Here is a 14,742-nt window from a genome sequence, read left to right on the forward strand (position 1 = left end):
ATGTTGGATAAGGCGCAGATCACCGCCATCGCCGACGAGCTCGCGGAAGCGGACCGGACGCGGACGATGATCCCGCTGCTCACGCAGCGTTACCCGGAGATGACCGTGGAGGATTCCTACGCGGTCCAGAATGAGTGGATGCGACGGGGCGTGGCCGCCGGCCGCCGGCTCGTCGGACGCAAGATCGGCCTGACCTCCAAGGTCATGCAGGAGGCGACCGGCATCACGGAGCCTGATTACGGTGCGATCTTCGAGGACATGATCTTCGAGAACGGTTCCGTCATCGAACATGACCGCTTCTCCAGCGTGCGCATCGAGGTGGAGCTGGCCTTCGTGCTCAAGGATGAGCTCAAGGGCCCCAACGTCACGATCTTCGATGTCCTGCGCGCCACTGAGTATGTCGTCCCGGCGCTGGAGATCCTCGACTCCCGCATCGAGATGAAAGGCCGCACCATCGTCGACACCATCAGCGACAACGCCGCGATGGGCGCGATGGTCTACGGCGGCAACCCCGTCGCCCCGGACGCAGTCGACCTGCGCTGGATCTCCGCGCTGCTCTACCGCAACGAGACCATCGAGGACACCGGCGTCGCCGCGGCAGTCCTCAACCACCCGGCGATGGGTGTGGCATGGTTGGCCAATAAGCTGCACGCCCACGACGACCACCTCTCGGCCGGCGACATCATCCTCGCAGGATCCTTCACCAAACCGATGTGGGTCTACCCCGGCGACACTGTCCACGCTGACTACGGAGATCTCGGAGCCATCACATGCCGATTCGTCTAGAACTTCCCCAGACCTTCCACAAGCTGATCCTTGAGCGCCAGGCCACCCAGGTGGGTCTGTGGGTGTGCTCGGGTTCGGCCACCGCCGCCGAGATCGTCGCCTCCTCCGGCTGCGACTGGGTGCTGGTCGACGGTGAGCACTCCCCCATCGGCCTGGAGTCCACCCTGGACATCCTGCGTGCCATGAACGCCTACCCGGCGGTGCCGGTCGTGCGTGTGCCGGTCAACGACACCGCACTGATCAAGCAGTTCCTGGACCTGGGTGCGCAGAACATCATGGTCCCGATGGTCCACACCGTCGCCGACGCGGAGAAGGCCGCCGCCGCCATGCACTACCCGCCGCGCGGTGTGCGCGGTGTCGGCAGCGCCCTGGCCCGTTCCGCCCGCTGGAACCGCGTCGAGGGTTACCTGCAGAACGGTTCCGATCACGTCAGCCTCACCGTCCAGGTCGAGTCGGCGGAGTCCGCGGAGAACGCCGAGGCCATCCTCGCGGTCGAGGGTGTCGACGCTGTCTTCATCGGCCCCTCCGACCTGGCCGCCTCCATGGGCCTGCTCGGCCAGCAGAACCACGAGGATGTGGTCGCCCACGTCCTCAACACCATCAGGGCGGCGAACGCGGCCGGCAAACCGGTCGGAGTCAACGCCTTCAACAACGAACAGGCCCAGCAGTACATCGACGCCGGCGCGGACTTCGTCGCCGTCGGCGCGGATGTCCAGCTGCTGGCCGCCTCCACCGCCGCACTCGCCGAGAAGTTCGGCGCCTACAACACGAAGGGGTGACCCCAAGATGACCGTCAATATTGAGGAACTGCTCGCCAAGGTGCCCACCGGTCTGCTGATCGGTGACAGCTGGCGCGACGCCGGCGCAGGAGAGACCTTCACCGTCGAGAACCCCGCCACCGGGGAGACCATCGCCACCCTGGCCTCGGCCACCTCCGACGACGCGATGGCCGCACTCGACGCCGCGTGTGCGGTCCAGGATGAGTGGGCGCGGACGTCGGCACGCGAGCGCTCCGACATCCTGCGCCGTGCCTTTGACCTGGTTCACGAACGCGCCGAGGAATTCGCCACGCTGATGACCCTGGAGATGGGCAAGCCCATCGCCGAGGCCCGCGGCGAGGTCACCTACGGCGCGGAGTACCTGCGCTGGTTCTCCGAGGAGGCCGTGCGCGACTACGGCCGCTACGCCCCCACCCCGGAGGGCAACCTGCGGATGATCACCGTGCGCAAACCCGTCGGGCCCTGCCTGCTGATCACCCCGTGGAACTTCCCGCTGGCCATGGCCACCCGCAAGATCGCCCCGGCGGTTGCCGCGGGCTGCACCATGGTGCTCAAGCCGGCGAAGCTCACCCCGCTGACCTCCCAGTACTTCGCGCAGACCATGCTCGATGCCGGTCTGCCGGCGGGTGTGCTCAACGTGGTGTCCTCCTCCAGTGCCTCCGGCATCTCCTCGCCGATCATGGCGGACCCGCGCCTGCGCAAGGTCTCCTTCACCGGTTCCACCCCGGTGGGCAAGACCCTGATGAAGGCCGCGGCGGACAATGTGCTGCGCACCTCCATGGAACTCGGCGGCAACGCCCCGTTCCTGGTCTTCGCCGACGCCGATCTGGATGAGGCCGTCGAAGGTGCGATGGGCGCGAAGATGCGCAACATCGGCGAGGCGTGCACCGCCGCGAACCGTTTCATCGTCCACGAGTCCGTCGCTGAGGAGTTCGCCGCGAAGTTCGCCGAGCGCATCGCGGACCTCACGGTGGGTAACGGCCTCGACGAGGGTGTCACCGTCGGTCCACTGGTCGAGGAGAAGGCCCGGGATTCCGTGGCCTCGCTTGTCGACGACGCCCTGGCTTCCGGTGCCCGCGCCGTGGCAGGCGGGAAGAAGGTCGACGGCCCGGGGTATTTCTACGAGCCGACCGTGCTCATCGACGTGCCGGCGGATGCGCGCGTGGTGCAGGAGGAGATCTTCGGCCCCGTCGCCCCGGTGATCACCTTTAACACCGAGGAGGAGGCGATCAAGCTGGCGAATTCCACCGAGTACGGCCTGGCCTCCTACGTCTTCAGCGGTGACCCGAACCGGATGTGGCGTCTGTCGGACGGCCTCGAGTTCGGCCTCATGGGCTTCAACTCCGGCGTCATATCCAATGCCGCGGCACCGTTCGGTGGCGTCAAACAGTCCGGCCTCGGCCGTGAGGGTGGGGCTGAGGGCCTGGACGAGTACACCACCGTCCAGTACATCGGCATCCGGGACCCCTACAAGAAGTAGTCCCAGGTAGTTCCAGGATCCGGGTGCGGGCCGTGCGTGGCCTGCGCCCGGATTTTGTGCTTTCCAGGCCGAAGTTGGCCGGGATCTCCCCGGGTCCCGATCACCCCGCCTACTTCGCCTGAGCGCGAAATCACCTATCTTTGCGTAAGACCCGTCACAACAAGGAGTGAGACATGACCCAGGCAACGATCGAGGCCTTCACCTCCGTCGAGAAGCTTCTCGACGCCGTGCGCGACCCCGCCGGCCGGCCCATCCACGACCCGGCCACCGGTGAGCTCATCGCCCACGCCCCCGAGCACACCGTTGCCGACCTGGAGGCCGCCGTGCAGCGCGCCGTCGACGCGAAGCAGCAGTGGGCCGGGCTGAGCGACAAAGAACGCCGCGATTTTCTCCTGCGTCTGGCCGACACCATCGACACCGTCGCCGAACCCCTGGCCCAGCTGCTCTCACGGGAACAGGGCAAACCCCTCAACGGACCAGGCGCCCGCTTCGAGGTCGGTGCCTGTGCCGCCTGGCTGCGCGCCACCGCCTCCTTCGACCTCGACGAACAGACCCTGGTCGACGACGGCGAGACCCACGCCGTCCTCAACTACCGCCCCCTCGGTGTCGTCGGTGCCATCGGGCCGTGGAACTGGCCGATGATGATCACCATCTGGCAGATCGCCCCCGCCCTGCGCATGGGCAACACGGTCGTGGTCAAACCCTCCGAATACACCCCCCTGTCCGTCCTCGCCCTGGTGCATGTCCTCAACACCGTCCTGCCCGGCGGGGTGCTGAACATCGTCTCCGGCGATGGTGGGGTCGGTGCCGCCCTGGGCACCCACGAAGACATCGCCAAGATCATGTTCACCGGTTCCACCGCCACCGGCCGGAAGATCATCGAGGCCTCCGCCGGCACCGTCAAGCGCCTGACCCTGGAACTGGGCGGCAACGACGCCGGCATCATCCTCGACGACGTCGACCCGCAGGCCATCGCCGAGGACGTGTTCTGGGGTGCGTTCATCAACACCGGCCAGACCTGTGCCGCCCTCAAGCGCCTGTATGTCCCCGACGCGATCTACGACCGGGTTGTCGAGGCCCTGGCCGAGGTCGCCGAAGCCATGCCCATGGGCGTGGGCCTGGACGAGGACAATGTGCTCGGCCCGCTGCAGAACAAGGCCCAGTACGACATCGTCGCCGACCTGGTCCAGGCCGCGAAGGATTCCGGGGCCCGCATCGTCACCGGCGGTGATCCCGACCAGAACCAGCCGGGGTTCTTCTACCCCACCACCCTGGTCGCCGACATCGAACCGGACAACCCGCTGGTCATCCAGGAGCAGTTCGGGCCTGCGCTGCCGATCATCCGCTACCACGATGTGGAGGAGGCCATCGCCCACGCCAACAGCCTCGATGTCGGCCTCGGTGCCTCGGTGTGGTCGGCGGACACGGCGCGTGCCCGTCAGGTCGCGGCACGTCTGGAGGCCGGCACAGTGTGGATCAACAAGCACGGTGCGGTGGACCCGCGGATCCCCTTCGGCGGGATCAAGGGCTCCGGCTACGGTCTGGAGTTCGGGGTGGAGGGCCTCAAGGCCCTCGGCGTCCCGCAGGTCATCAGCGGGTGACCTCCTCCTCATGCTTCTGCAGCTCGGGTGTGCCCTTCGGCCGGAGCGTGAGGATGTGCACCGTGACCATGGATGCGATGACCGGCAGCACGATGGCGGGGATCGTGCGGCCGGACCAGAACAGGAATGCGCAGGTCAGCACAATGCTGAACCACAGCATGCCCACCGTCCGCAGCTTGTGCGCGCGGGTCATCTCCTTGTTGTAGTAGTTCGAGATGTACTCCCCCAGCACCGGGTGGTTGACCAGGTAGGTGTGCAGGCGCTCCGAACTGCGGGCGAAGAGGAAGGCGGAGAGCAGCAGGAAGGGGGTGGTCGGCAGCACCGGGAGGAAGATACCCAGCACGCCGAGGACGAGACTGATCCCGCCGACGGTGATGAACAACAGCCGGATCATGCGAGCAGCCTGAGCATCCGCTGGTGGTACATCTCGGGCATGCAGGCGGCGTCGACCACACGCCGGGCGGCCTCCTTGTCCCCCTGCGCGGCGCGGAAGGCGGTGAGCATGTCGACGTCGTGGGAGGGGGTGCCCAGAAGCGCGATCTCATCGCCCGCGCTGATCCGCCCCGGGACGGCGACCCTGAAATAGGCGCCGCAGTACCCCCGCCGACTGAACTTCCGCACCCAGCCGGGTTCACCCACCCAGCCAGCGAAGGTGCGGCAGGGTTGGCGCACCACGGAGACCTCCAGTTCGGCGGTGCCGATGCGCACCCGCTGGTTGATCAGCACGCGCGACAGGTCCCAGCCGGTGACGGTGAGGTTCTCCCCGAAGGCACCGTTGTCGAAGGTGCGGCCCAGCTCAGCGCCCCAGTGGTCCAGTTCCGCACGCTCGAAGGCGTAGACCGCCTTCTGCGCTCCCCCGTGGTGTTTCACATCCCCGATCAGGTCCCCGGCGACACCCGAGCCGTCGCCGTAACTGGGGCCGGGCGCGGCGACGTCGATGGACGGCCGGGGTTGCTTGTCGATGCCGCTCAACCTTTCGGCCCCACCCGGATCGGGGCGGGGGACGGCAATATTTGTGGAGAGGACCCGGAAAACCATAACAACCAGGTTAATTGTTTTGTAGGTTTAGGGGAACAGGAAGGTTCGGGAAGAAAACGAGTTTTGGGGAAGGGGTGGTGCGGGTGACTGTCCGTCGCGCCGCGCTCACGGGCTTCGCCCTGATCCTCCTGTTGGGTATCCTCGTCGAGATCGTCGCCGCGAGGTTCTTCTCGCCTTCCTACGACTGGATCCGCAACACCGTCAGCGATCTCGGGGTGACCACCTGCACGACGCTGCACAACTATTACGGTGCGGTTGAGCTGTGTTCGCCGGCGCATGCCTGGGTGAACGCCAGCATGGCAGTTGGCGGACTGGCGATGATCGGCCTGGCCACGGTCCGTGTACATACCGCCGGCTTCGACCGTTTCGCTGGTCTGTCCTGGGTGGTGGCCGGTGTGAGCACCCTCGCCATGGCCCTGGTGCCCCAGGATGTCAGCCCGGAGCTGCATGCCTTCGTCTCAATCCCCCAGCTGGTGGCTCTACCCCTGGCGGTCTTCATCGGCTCCCTGAAATACCGGGGTGTCATCGGTGGCGCCGGCCGGGTGGTCGGTGCGGTGGGGCTGGGGGCCGGTCTCTGGCTGCTTCTCGACGTCAGCGTCTACACCCACGCCGGCCTCCTTGAGCGGATGATCCTCTGGCCCGCCTTCCTCTGGGCTGTCTTCGTCTCCGCCTTCGGGCGCCTGCGGGAGCGCAGGCTGCTGGCAGTGGCCTGAGCCCCGTCAGTCTGGATGACCGACGGGGCTCTGGTGTGCAGCTGGGATACTACTCGTTGCTGATGCCGATGGTCAGGTAGTAGTTGTCCTCGTCGGAGGAGACGACCAGGCCGTAGCCGTCGTTGGAGTTGGCCGCTTCGCGGCGCTCGAGGAACTCCAGGAGGACGTCGAGATCCTCCTCAGCGACCTTGAGGAAGGTGCCCTTGTCGAAGTCCATGCCGACCCACATGCCATCGTCGCCCTGGCCCTCGATGTCGAAGTCCTCGTACTCACCCTCGACGGCGAGCTTGTGGATATCCTGAGCGTTCTTCAGCGCCTCCTCGGACTGCTCAAGCTCGTGCGCCTCAGCCCATGCCTTAGCAGCGTCCCAGATCTGCTCCTCTTCCTCGGAGAGCTTGTGCTCGTCCTGCTTGGAGGAGACGCCGCTGATCTTGGAGCTGGAGAACAGGTTGCCCAGCTTGATGTCGGAGGAAGCGGCGGATGCGACACCGGTGCCGGCGAAGGCGACGGTGGTGGCAACCGCGACTGCGGTCAGGGAACGGGTGATTTTGCGCATTTCCGCACCCTAACAGGAAATCAGGGCAGGACTCAAAATGGCATTCTCTTTATACTTGTGCGAAGGGGTAAGGATTATCCGCCCGCGCACGCTCGTGGCGGGGACCACCGGATCGCCCCATCCCGGTCTCGGGCGCTGCACCGATTAGACTGGTCGACCATGAGCACTCCGAACGACGGCACCGCATCGACCCCCGCGTTCCGTTACACCCCGCAGCTGGCCAACGGCATCGAGCGCAGCTGGCAGCAGTACTGGGTGGACAACGGCACCTTCAACGCCCCGAACCCGGTCGGTGATCTCGCCACCGACGGCCCCCTGCCGGAGGACAAGCTCTTCGTCCAGGACATGTTCCCCTACCCCTCCGGTGCGGGTCTGCACGTCGGGCATCCCCTGGGTTACATTGCCACGGACGTCTACGCCCGCTTCAACCGCATGCTGGGTAAGAACGTCCTGCACACCCTGGGTTATGACGCCTTCGGCCTGCCCGCCGAGCAGTACGCGATCCAGACCGGTACCCATCCGCGCACCACGACGATGGCCAACATCGAGAACATGCGCCGCCAGCTGGACGCCCTGGGCCTGGGTCATGACCGCCGCCGTTCCGTCGCCACCACCGACCCGGAGTACTACCGCTGGACCCAGTGGATCTTCCTGCAGATCTACAACTCCTGGTTCGATGAGACCCAGCAGAGGGCCCGCCCCATCGCCGAGCTGATCACAGAGCTGGAGGCCGGGACCCGCACGACGAAGGGCGGGGCGGACTACCGGGAGCTGAGCAGCGCGGACAAGCAGCAGGCCCTGGATGAGTTCCGCCTGGTCTACCGCTCGAACTCCATGGTCAACTGGTGCCCCGGCCTGGGCACCGTCCTGGCCAATGAGGAGGTCACCGCGGACGGCCGTTCGGAGCGCGGGAACTTCCCCGTCTTCCGCAAGAATCTTTCGCAGTGGATGATGCGCATCACCGCCTACTCCGACCGTCTCATCGATGACCTGGAGCTGCTCGACTGGCCGGAGAAGGTCAAGTCCATGCAGCGCAACTGGATCGGCCGTTCCCGCGGCGCTGAGGTCGACTTTGCGGCCCAGGGCCACACCCTCCGCGTGTTCACCACCCGCCCGGACACCCTCTTCGGTGCGACGTACATGGTTCTCGCCCCTGAGCACGAGCTTGTCGACGCCCTCGTGGCCGGCGGCACCGGCTCCTACGACGGCGTCGATGAGCGCTGGACCAGCAACGCCGCCACCCCGGCCGAGGCGGTCGCCGCCTACCGCGCCGCCATCGCCGCGAAATCGGACATCGAACGCCAGGAGAACAAGGAGAAGACCGGCGTCTTCCTCGGCGTCTACGCCACCAACCCGGTCAACGGCGCACAGATCCCGGTGTTCATCGCCGACTACGTGCTCACCGGCTACGGCACCGGCGCCATCATGGCCGTGCCCGCCCATGACGAGCGCGACCACGAGTTCGCCACCGCTTTCGGCCTGCCCATCGTGGAGGTCGTCGCCGGCGGTGACGTCTCCGAGGCCGCCTGGACCGGCGACGGCACCCTGGTCAACTCCGCCAACACCTCCGGCCTGGACATCAACGGACTGAACAAGGCCGAGGCCATCGAGCGCACCATCGCCTGGCTCGTCGCTGAGGGCAGGGGTGAGGAGAAGATCCAGTACAAGCTGCGTGACTGGCTGTTCGCCCGCCAGCGTTACTGGGGCGAGCCCTTCCCCGTCGTCTACGACACCGACGGCCAGGCCCACGCCCTGCCCGAGGAGATGCTGCCCGTCGAGCTGCCCGAGGTCGAGGACTACAAGCCGGTCTCCTTCGACCCGGAGGACGCCGATTCCGAGCCCCAGCCCCCGCTGGCCAAGGCGAAGGAGTGGGTCGAGGTCGAACTCGACCTCGGCGACGGCCCGCAGACCTACTACCGCGACACCAACGTGATGCCGCAGTGGGCGGGTTCCTCCTGGTACCAGCTGCGCTACATCGACCCTAACAACGCCGAGAAGTTCGTCGACCTGGAGAACGAGCGCTACTGGACCGGCCCGCAGTTCGAGGGTGACTGCGGCGGCGTCGACCTCTACGTCGGCGGCGTCGAGCACGCCGTGCTGCACCTGCTCTACTCCCGTTTCTGGCACAAGGTCCTCTTCGACCTGGGCCATGTCACCTCCGTGGAGCCCTACCGCCGCCTGTACAACCAGGGCTACATCCAGGCCTACGCCTACACCGATGCCCGCGGCGTCTACGTCGAGGCCTCCGAGGTCGAGGAGAAGGACGGGAAGTTCTTCCACAACGGTGAGGAGGTCACCCAGGAATACGGCAAGATGGGCAAGTCCCTGAAGAACGCCGTCGCCCCGGACGAGATCTGCGAGAACTACGGCGCCGACACCCTGCGCGTCTACGAGATGTCCATGGGACCGCTCGACACCTCCCGCCCCTGGGCGACGAAGGACGTCGTCGGGGCGCAGCGTTTCCTGCAGCGCCTGTGGCGCCTGGTCGTCGACGAGGAGACCGGTGACGTGCTCGCCCGGGACCTCGAGTTCAGCGATGAGGACAATAAGCAGCTGCACCGCACCATCGCGGGTGTGAGCGACGACTACGCCAACCTGCGCGTGAACACCGTGGTGGCCAAGCTCATCGAGTACGTCAACTACCTGACCAAGACCTACCCGGAGGCCGTCCCCGCGGCCGCCGTCGAGCCCCTGGTCATCATGACCGCGCCCGTCGCCCCGCACATCGCGGAGGAGCTGTGGAAGCGCCTCGGCCACACCGGCACCGTCACCTTCGTCGACTTCCCCACCTTCGAGGAGAAGTGGCTGGTCGACGACGAGATCGAGCTGCCCGTCCAGATCAACGGCAAGGTCCGCGCCCGAGTGAAGGTGCCGGCCGACGCCGACCAGGACGCGGTCGTCGCCCGCGTGCTGGAGGAGCCGAACGTCGCCGCCCACCTGGAGGGTAAGAACCTGGTCAAGCAGATCGTCGTGCCGGGCCGCATGGTCAACCTGGTGGTGAAATAAGCGGGACGTCGATAAGTGGGCTGAGTCACAGCATTCATGCCCATTTCCGCACATGGCGGCGCACCGCGTTCTAGATTGAGGGTGTGACGATCCTCCGCAACTCACTCCGCGCCCTCGCCACTGTCCTCGCCGCCGTCATCGCGGGGACGGGGACGGCAACCGCCGCCCCAGTCCTGCCTGCGCTGCCCGCGCAGTCCTCCCTGCCCAGCCACCCGGCTATCAACCCGGTCTTCAACGACCCCTCCTGTATCCCCTCCCCGGCCCATCCGAATCCGGTCGTGTACTTCCACGGCACCGGCACGGACTCCAATGACTTCGTCGACGGGGCACATTTCCTGCGTAGTCAGGGCTTCTGTCTGTGGACCCATCACTACGGGACGGGATCAGACACTCTCCGCAACCTCGTCCCCGGCCACCGCGGGCTCGGGCCCATCGATCAGTCGGTGGAGGAGCTGGCCGACGTCGTCGACGGGGTGCTGGCCACCACCGGGGCACAGAAGGTGGACGTGGTGGGTTATTCCCAGGGTGGGATGCTGACCAAGGCCTACACCCAGGGCCGGGGAGCGGGGAAGGTCGGACGTGCGGTCTCCATTGCCGCCACCTTCCGGGGCACCACCATAGACGGTGTCGTGCCGGTGATCGGTTCGGCCGTCAACGCCAACCGGGCCTCCTCGGAGCACCTTGTGGGTGCCTCCACCCTCGACCAGTTCGCTGATTCCGACTTCATCGGGCGCATCAGCGCGCTGCCCGACACGACGGCCGGGATCATCTACACCGCGCTGTACACCCCCTCGGACACCGTAGCCACCCCGTACCAGACCTCCATGCTGGAGGCCGTCGACGGCGCGGACGTGGCCAACATCAACATCGAGGCGGTCTGCGGCCGTGGTTTCGCCCACCAGGGGCTGCCCCGCACCACCGAGGTCATCCATCTGGTCCACTGGGGTCTGACCCGCGCGCCGGGTCAGACCACGGCGACACCTGAGAACTGCCGGGCCTGACCATGAACCCCGGGATCCCGACGATGTCGGTGGAGCGGAGGAAGGCAATCGCGCCGTTCGTGGTGGCGCTCGATGTGGGGTCGACCGCCTCGCGGGGTGGTCTCTACGACGCCACGGGTCGTCCGGTCGCAGGTTCCGGGCAGCGCATCGCGCACGAGTTCACCACTGCCGGTGACGGCACGAGCACCATCGACGCCGATCAGGTGGTTGCGGAGTGCCGGGAGATCATCGACGAGATCGTGTGGTTCGCGCAGGAGAAGGGGTTGGCCGCTCAGATCGCGGGCGTCGCCATGGACTCCTTCGCCTCCTCCCTCATCCTCGTCGACGCGGATGGTCACGCACTGACCCCCTGCTACACATATGCGGATTCCCGTTCCCGCCGGCAGGTCCACGAACTGGGCGAGCTCATCGATGAGGCCGGTTACCGCTCCCGCACCGGTGTCCGTCTGCACACCTCCTACCACCCGGCCCGGTTGCTCTGGCTGCGCACGGAGAAGCCGGAGCTCTTCGCCCGGGCGGCCTCGGTGATGACGGTCGGCGAGTACGTCTATCTCCGCCTGGCGGGCATCCGTGGCCTGGCCACCTCACTTGCGGCGTGGTCGGGGATCATCGACGTACGCACGGGCGAGCTTGACCTGCCGATTCTCCAGGCATGTGGGGTGTCCCCGGAGTTGATCTCCCCCATCATGGATCCCAACCAGCCTGCCCGTCCGACGTCGAGTCTGTGGCGGGAGCTTCGCCACGTCGACTGGTTTCACGCTATCCCGGACGGCTGGCCCTCCAACATCGGTCCGGGCGCCGTCGACAGCGCCACTGTGGCGGTCGCCGCCGCGACATCGGGTGCGATGCGTGTGGTCCTCGACGAATGCCCGGTGGAGATCCCGCCCGGGCTGTGGTGCTACCGCCTCTCGCGTGAACGCTGGATCGTCGGCGGCGCACTCAATGACGTCGGCCGCGCCGTCACCTGGCTCGAGGGGACGGTCGTTTCCCCCGGCGAGGGCCTGCCCGGGGTGCTCACCGGTCCCCCGCTTTCCGACGCCCCCTCCGTCCTGCCCTTCTTCAGCGGCGAGCGCGCCACCGGCTGGGCACGTGACGCCCGCGCCACCTTCCACGGCATCACCACCGCCACCGGCCCGGAGGAGCTGTGGCGGGGTGTCTTCGAGGGGCTGGCGCTCTCCTACCGCCGGGTCTGGGACCAGCTCAATGTCGCCGGAGCGCAGCCGGAGCGCGTCGTCGCCTCAGGCCGGGTCTCCCTCGACCATCCCACCTGGCTGCAGCTGCTGGCTGATGCGCTCGAGGTCCCCGTCCTCCCGCTCACCATGAAACGGGCGACGTTGCGCGGCACCGCACTCATCGCCCTGGACACCCTCGCCCCTGGGGTGGAGCGGGCGACACCTCCCTTCGGGGAACCGTGGCTGCCCGTCAGAGAGCATCTCCCCCATTACCGGCAGGCGATGCGCGATTTCGAGCGGCTCTACGACGTGCTCGTGGCGGAATAGCTGCGCAGCTGCGCACTCTTCACCCTCTCTGAACTGCAGGAACATCCGCGAAGCTGTCCTGGGCCTCCCAGACCTGCAGCAGGTCCTCATCCCCCTCGGGCACCGGCCCGTGGTCGTAGCTGTCGGACCACCGCCCCAGCGCGGCGTCGAACATCGGGGGTTGCCGGTCGGTTGAGGTGTAGCTCTCCCCGCCGGCGAAACGGAAGCGCAGCAGGGAGGGGTCCACCGCATCGGGCACGATGACCAGCTCGTCGTTGCCCAGCATGATGTGGTGGGCGGTGCACAGCGGGATGAGGTTATCCAGGTTCGTCTCCCCGCCCTCGGCCCAGGACCGGATGTGGTGGAACTGCAGCCAGCGGTTGTGCCCGCAGCCCGGGCTCGCGCAGCGCCAGCCCCAGCGGGCGAGCAGCGCCTTCTCCTGGGCGGCGGTGACCACCCGGGCGCGGCGGCTGAGTTTGAGGTGGAGGCCGCGGGCGTCGAGAAGATGCACCCGCATCTCCCCGTTGAGCGCGGTGCGCAGCACATCACCGGTCTGCCCGCCGTGGTGGCCGGGGATGTAGGCGCGGTTATCCAGCGTCATCAGCACGTTGACCTGCGCGCCGGGGGCGGTGACCCGACTCTGCGGGCTGCTGCGGACGATATGGCACATGGCCACGAAAGCGCTGTCCAGGCCGGATGCGACGGGCGGGCCGAAGCGGGTGCTGGCGGACTGCCCGTCAGCGTCCCCCTCCCCGCTCTCCTCCTTCTGGGAGAGCTCGGCGATCTTCAGCGCCGCGAGGAACTCCGCCCCCCGCTCCGGGTCGAGGCTGCCCCAGAAGCGGACTCCCCCGGTCTCCGGGTCCACGGTCACGGAGAGGCGGTTCCTCGTCTTCTTCTTCCCGCCGTCGACGCGGTCGCGGCCGGCGAGCAGGGTCTCCAGTTCAGTGAGGGGGTGGGCGAGAGCCAGGGACAGGAGTTCGGACTCATTATCGGTGGTCATGTAGCGCAGCAGGAGCCGGAGTTTGGAGTAGGTGATCCGTCCGTCGAGAAAGGCGGTGGCGAGCAGCGTGAACGGGCGGAGGCGGGTGCCCACCTGGATGTACTCCACGGCGGTGCGCCGGGCGATGTCCTGCGTGCGGGCGGCCCAGTCGGCGGTGGAGGTGGCACCGTGTCTGCGTGCCAGCCCACGGTCGTGGAATTCCGCGAGGGTGACGATGAATTCAGCCTTGAGGCGGGTCAGTGAGAGGTGGGTGTCGGTGATGGATCTGGCGAGTTTCTTGGCTCTTCCGTTTTTAGAGTGCGTTGATCTTCCCCTGCAGCTGTCCAGAGTGGATCAGGCACCGCAATATGTAGTGGTTGAGGTTCCTGAAGCCCAGGGCGATTCCCCGCAGGTGCTCGAGCCTGCCGTTGATGGCCTCGACCGGGCCATTCGACGCACCGATATCGAAGTAGGCCAACACGTCCTCACGCCGACGCCACAAGGTGCGCCCCAGTTGGGCGAGCTCCTCCAGACCTGCAGGTAGTCCCTTACGCAGGCTGTTGATCACCCTGCTCATCAGCTTCTTGCCCTCTGACTTCTTCGGATGCCCGTACGCCGCAATCATGTCCTGATAAAACAACCACGTCACCTCCAGTGCCACGTAGTCATCATCAGTGGCCCACAACATGTCGAGTCGTTGTTTCTGCCGCTGCGTGAGGTAGTTCGTCCTGGTCAACAAGGTCCGCCGGTACTTGTACAGCGGATCATCTTTGCGCCCACGGCGTCCGGTGGTCTCCCGTTGCAGTCGCTGCCGACACCCGGTGAGCTTGTCCGCAGCCAGATGGACTACGTGAAACGGATCCATCACCTTACGGGCATCAGGTAGTGCCTGGTCCACGGCGGAGGCGTAGCCGGTGAACCCGTCCATGGTCACCACCTGCACCTGGCTGCGGAAGCTGGGGTCGCGTTCCTGCAGCCACGTGCGCAGCACTTCTGCGCTGCGTCCAGGCCGCATGTCCAGCAGTCGGGCGGGCCCGCGGCCGTCGACCAGGGGGGTGAGGTCGACGAGGATGGTCACCAGGTTCGAGGGCTGACCTGGCTTTCGGGTGTGTTTCCAGACGTGCTCATCGACGCCGAGGATCCGGACGCCGTCCAGGTGGGAGGGGTTGTCGTAGACAAGCTGCCGGCAGGCATCGAGTGCGACCTGGTTGACCAGGTCCCAGCCGATTCCCAGTGCTTTGGCCGTGGCAGACACGCTCATCCGGTCAATCGCCAGGCGTTGGAGGATCCAGCGGGTGACCCGGTGGGTGAGCTTGGATCCGTCA

General features: G+C 66.8%; 13 protein-coding genes. 8 read left to right on the forward strand and 5 right to left on the reverse strand.

Annotated elements, in window-relative coordinates; genetic code table 11:
- The 4 genes from hpaH (at nucleotide 1) to EAH68_RS10885 (ending at nucleotide 4,646) form a co-directional block, all read left to right on the forward strand.
- A complete protein-coding gene (gene hpaH / locus EAH68_RS10870; protein ID WP_126121356.1) occupies nucleotides 1-786 on the forward strand; it encodes a 2-oxo-hept-4-ene-1,7-dioate hydratase in 786 nt (261 codons plus the stop codon).
- On the forward strand, nucleotides 771-1,565 hold the full coding sequence (locus EAH68_RS10875) for an HpcH/HpaI aldolase family protein (protein WP_126121357.1): 795 nt from the start codon (nucleotides 771-773) through the stop codon (nucleotides 1,563-1,565). Before hpaH ends, EAH68_RS10875 begins: the two co-directional genes overlap by 16 nt.
- 7 nt (nucleotides 1,566-1,572) lie before the next feature.
- On the forward strand, nucleotides 1,573-3,045 hold the full coding sequence (locus tag EAH68_RS10880) for an NAD-dependent succinate-semialdehyde dehydrogenase (RefSeq protein ID WP_126121358.1): 1,473 nt from the start codon (nucleotides 1,573-1,575) through the stop codon (nucleotides 3,043-3,045).
- 173 nt (nucleotides 3,046-3,218) lie between these two features.
- Nucleotides 3,219-4,646: an aldehyde dehydrogenase family protein gene (locus EAH68_RS10885; RefSeq protein WP_126121359.1), complete on the forward strand. Its 1,428-nt coding sequence runs from the start codon at nucleotides 3,219-3,221 to the stop codon at nucleotides 4,644-4,646.
- Here the strand turns inward: EAH68_RS10885 and EAH68_RS10890 are convergent.
- Nucleotides 4,636-5,040: a YbaN family protein gene (locus EAH68_RS10890; RefSeq protein WP_126121360.1), complete on the reverse strand. Its 405-nt coding sequence runs from the start codon at nucleotides 5,038-5,040 to the stop codon at nucleotides 4,636-4,638. The genes EAH68_RS10885 and EAH68_RS10890 overlap by 11 nt on opposite strands.
- Complete coding sequence (locus EAH68_RS10895; protein WP_126121361.1) at nucleotides 5,037-5,684, reverse strand: MOSC domain-containing protein; 648 nt, start codon at nucleotides 5,682-5,684, stop codon at nucleotides 5,037-5,039. The genes EAH68_RS10890 and EAH68_RS10895 overlap by 4 nt, the downstream gene beginning before the upstream one ends.
- Nucleotides 5,685-5,767: 83 nt before the next feature.
- On the opposite strand from EAH68_RS10895, the gene EAH68_RS10900 reads away from it, so the two are divergent.
- Nucleotides 5,768-6,397, forward strand: a complete 630-nt coding sequence (locus EAH68_RS10900; RefSeq protein WP_164546474.1) for a DUF998 domain-containing protein — start codon at nucleotides 5,768-5,770, stop codon at nucleotides 6,395-6,397.
- Nucleotides 6,398-6,446: 49 nt separating this feature from the next.
- Here the strand turns inward: EAH68_RS10900 and EAH68_RS10905 are convergent, their stop codons facing one another.
- The gene (locus tag EAH68_RS10905) at nucleotides 6,447-6,953 is read right to left on the reverse strand and encodes a hypothetical protein (RefSeq protein ID WP_126121363.1); all 507 of its coding nucleotides are present in this window, start codon (nucleotides 6,951-6,953) and stop codon (nucleotides 6,447-6,449) included.
- Between the two features lie 159 nt (nucleotides 6,954-7,112).
- Between EAH68_RS10905 and leuS the strand changes: the two genes are divergently transcribed.
- The 3 genes from leuS (at nucleotide 7,113) to EAH68_RS10920 (ending at nucleotide 12,459) form a co-directional block, all read left to right on the forward strand.
- Nucleotides 7,113-9,959, forward strand: a complete 2,847-nt coding sequence (leuS, locus tag EAH68_RS10910; protein ID WP_126121364.1) for a leucine--tRNA ligase — start codon at nucleotides 7,113-7,115, stop codon at nucleotides 9,957-9,959.
- Nucleotides 9,960-10,042: 83 nt separating this feature from the next.
- Nucleotides 10,043-10,960 carry an esterase/lipase family protein gene (locus EAH68_RS10915; RefSeq protein WP_241228417.1) on the forward strand — a complete coding sequence of 306 codons (918 nt, stop codon included), beginning with the start codon at nucleotides 10,043-10,045 and terminating at the stop codon, nucleotides 10,958-10,960.
- 2 nt (nucleotides 10,961-10,962) lie between these two features.
- Nucleotides 10,963-12,459: a gluconokinase gene (locus tag EAH68_RS10920; RefSeq protein ID WP_241228418.1), complete on the forward strand. Its 1,497-nt coding sequence runs from the start codon at nucleotides 10,963-10,965 to the stop codon at nucleotides 12,457-12,459.
- A gap of 19 nt (nucleotides 12,460-12,478) precedes the next feature.
- Here the strand turns inward: EAH68_RS10920 and EAH68_RS10925 are convergent, their stop codons facing one another.
- Both EAH68_RS10925 and EAH68_RS10930 read right to left on the reverse strand, forming a co-directional pair.
- Nucleotides 12,479-13,531, reverse strand: a complete 1,053-nt coding sequence (locus EAH68_RS10925) for an HNH endonuclease (RefSeq protein WP_126121366.1) — start codon at nucleotides 13,529-13,531, stop codon at nucleotides 12,479-12,481.
- 199 nt (nucleotides 13,532-13,730) lie between these two features.
- Nucleotides 13,731-14,742: ISL3 family transposase (locus EAH68_RS10930; protein ID WP_126121367.1), on the reverse strand; the 1,012-nt coding region annotated here is incomplete at its 5' end.

It is taken from the genome of Corynebacterium hylobatis (assembly GCF_003955685.1).
Classification (GTDB): domain Bacteria; phylum Actinomycetota; class Actinomycetes; order Mycobacteriales; family Mycobacteriaceae; genus Corynebacterium; species Corynebacterium hylobatis.

Coding starts and splice junctions, on each gene's coding strand:
- EAH68_RS10880 (WP_126121358.1), top strand. CDS start 1,573: ATGACCGTCAATATTGAGGAACTGCTCGCCAAGGTGCCCACCGGTCTG.
- EAH68_RS10890 (WP_126121360.1), bottom strand. CDS start 5,040: ATGATCCGGCTGTTGTTCATCACCGTCGGCGGGATCAGTCTCGTCCTC.
- EAH68_RS10885 (WP_126121359.1), top strand. CDS start 3,219: ATGACCCAGGCAACGATCGAGGCCTTCACCTCCGTCGAGAAGCTTCTC.
- EAH68_RS10920 (WP_241228418.1), top strand. CDS start 10,963: ATGAACCCCGGGATCCCGACGATGTCGGTGGAGCGGAGGAAGGCAATC.
- EAH68_RS10905 (WP_126121363.1), bottom strand. CDS start 6,953: ATGCGCAAAATCACCCGTTCCCTGACCGCAGTCGCGGTTGCCACCACC.
- leuS (WP_126121364.1), top strand. CDS start 7,113: ATGAGCACTCCGAACGACGGCACCGCATCGACCCCCGCGTTCCGTTAC.
- EAH68_RS10895 (WP_126121361.1), bottom strand. CDS start 5,684: ATGGTTTTCCGGGTCCTCTCCACAAATATTGCCGTCCCCCGCCCCGAT.
- hpaH (WP_126121356.1), top strand. CDS start 1: ATGTTGGATAAGGCGCAGATCACCGCCATCGCCGACGAGCTCGCGGAA.
- EAH68_RS10875 (WP_126121357.1), top strand. CDS start 771: ATGCCGATTCGTCTAGAACTTCCCCAGACCTTCCACAAGCTGATCCTT.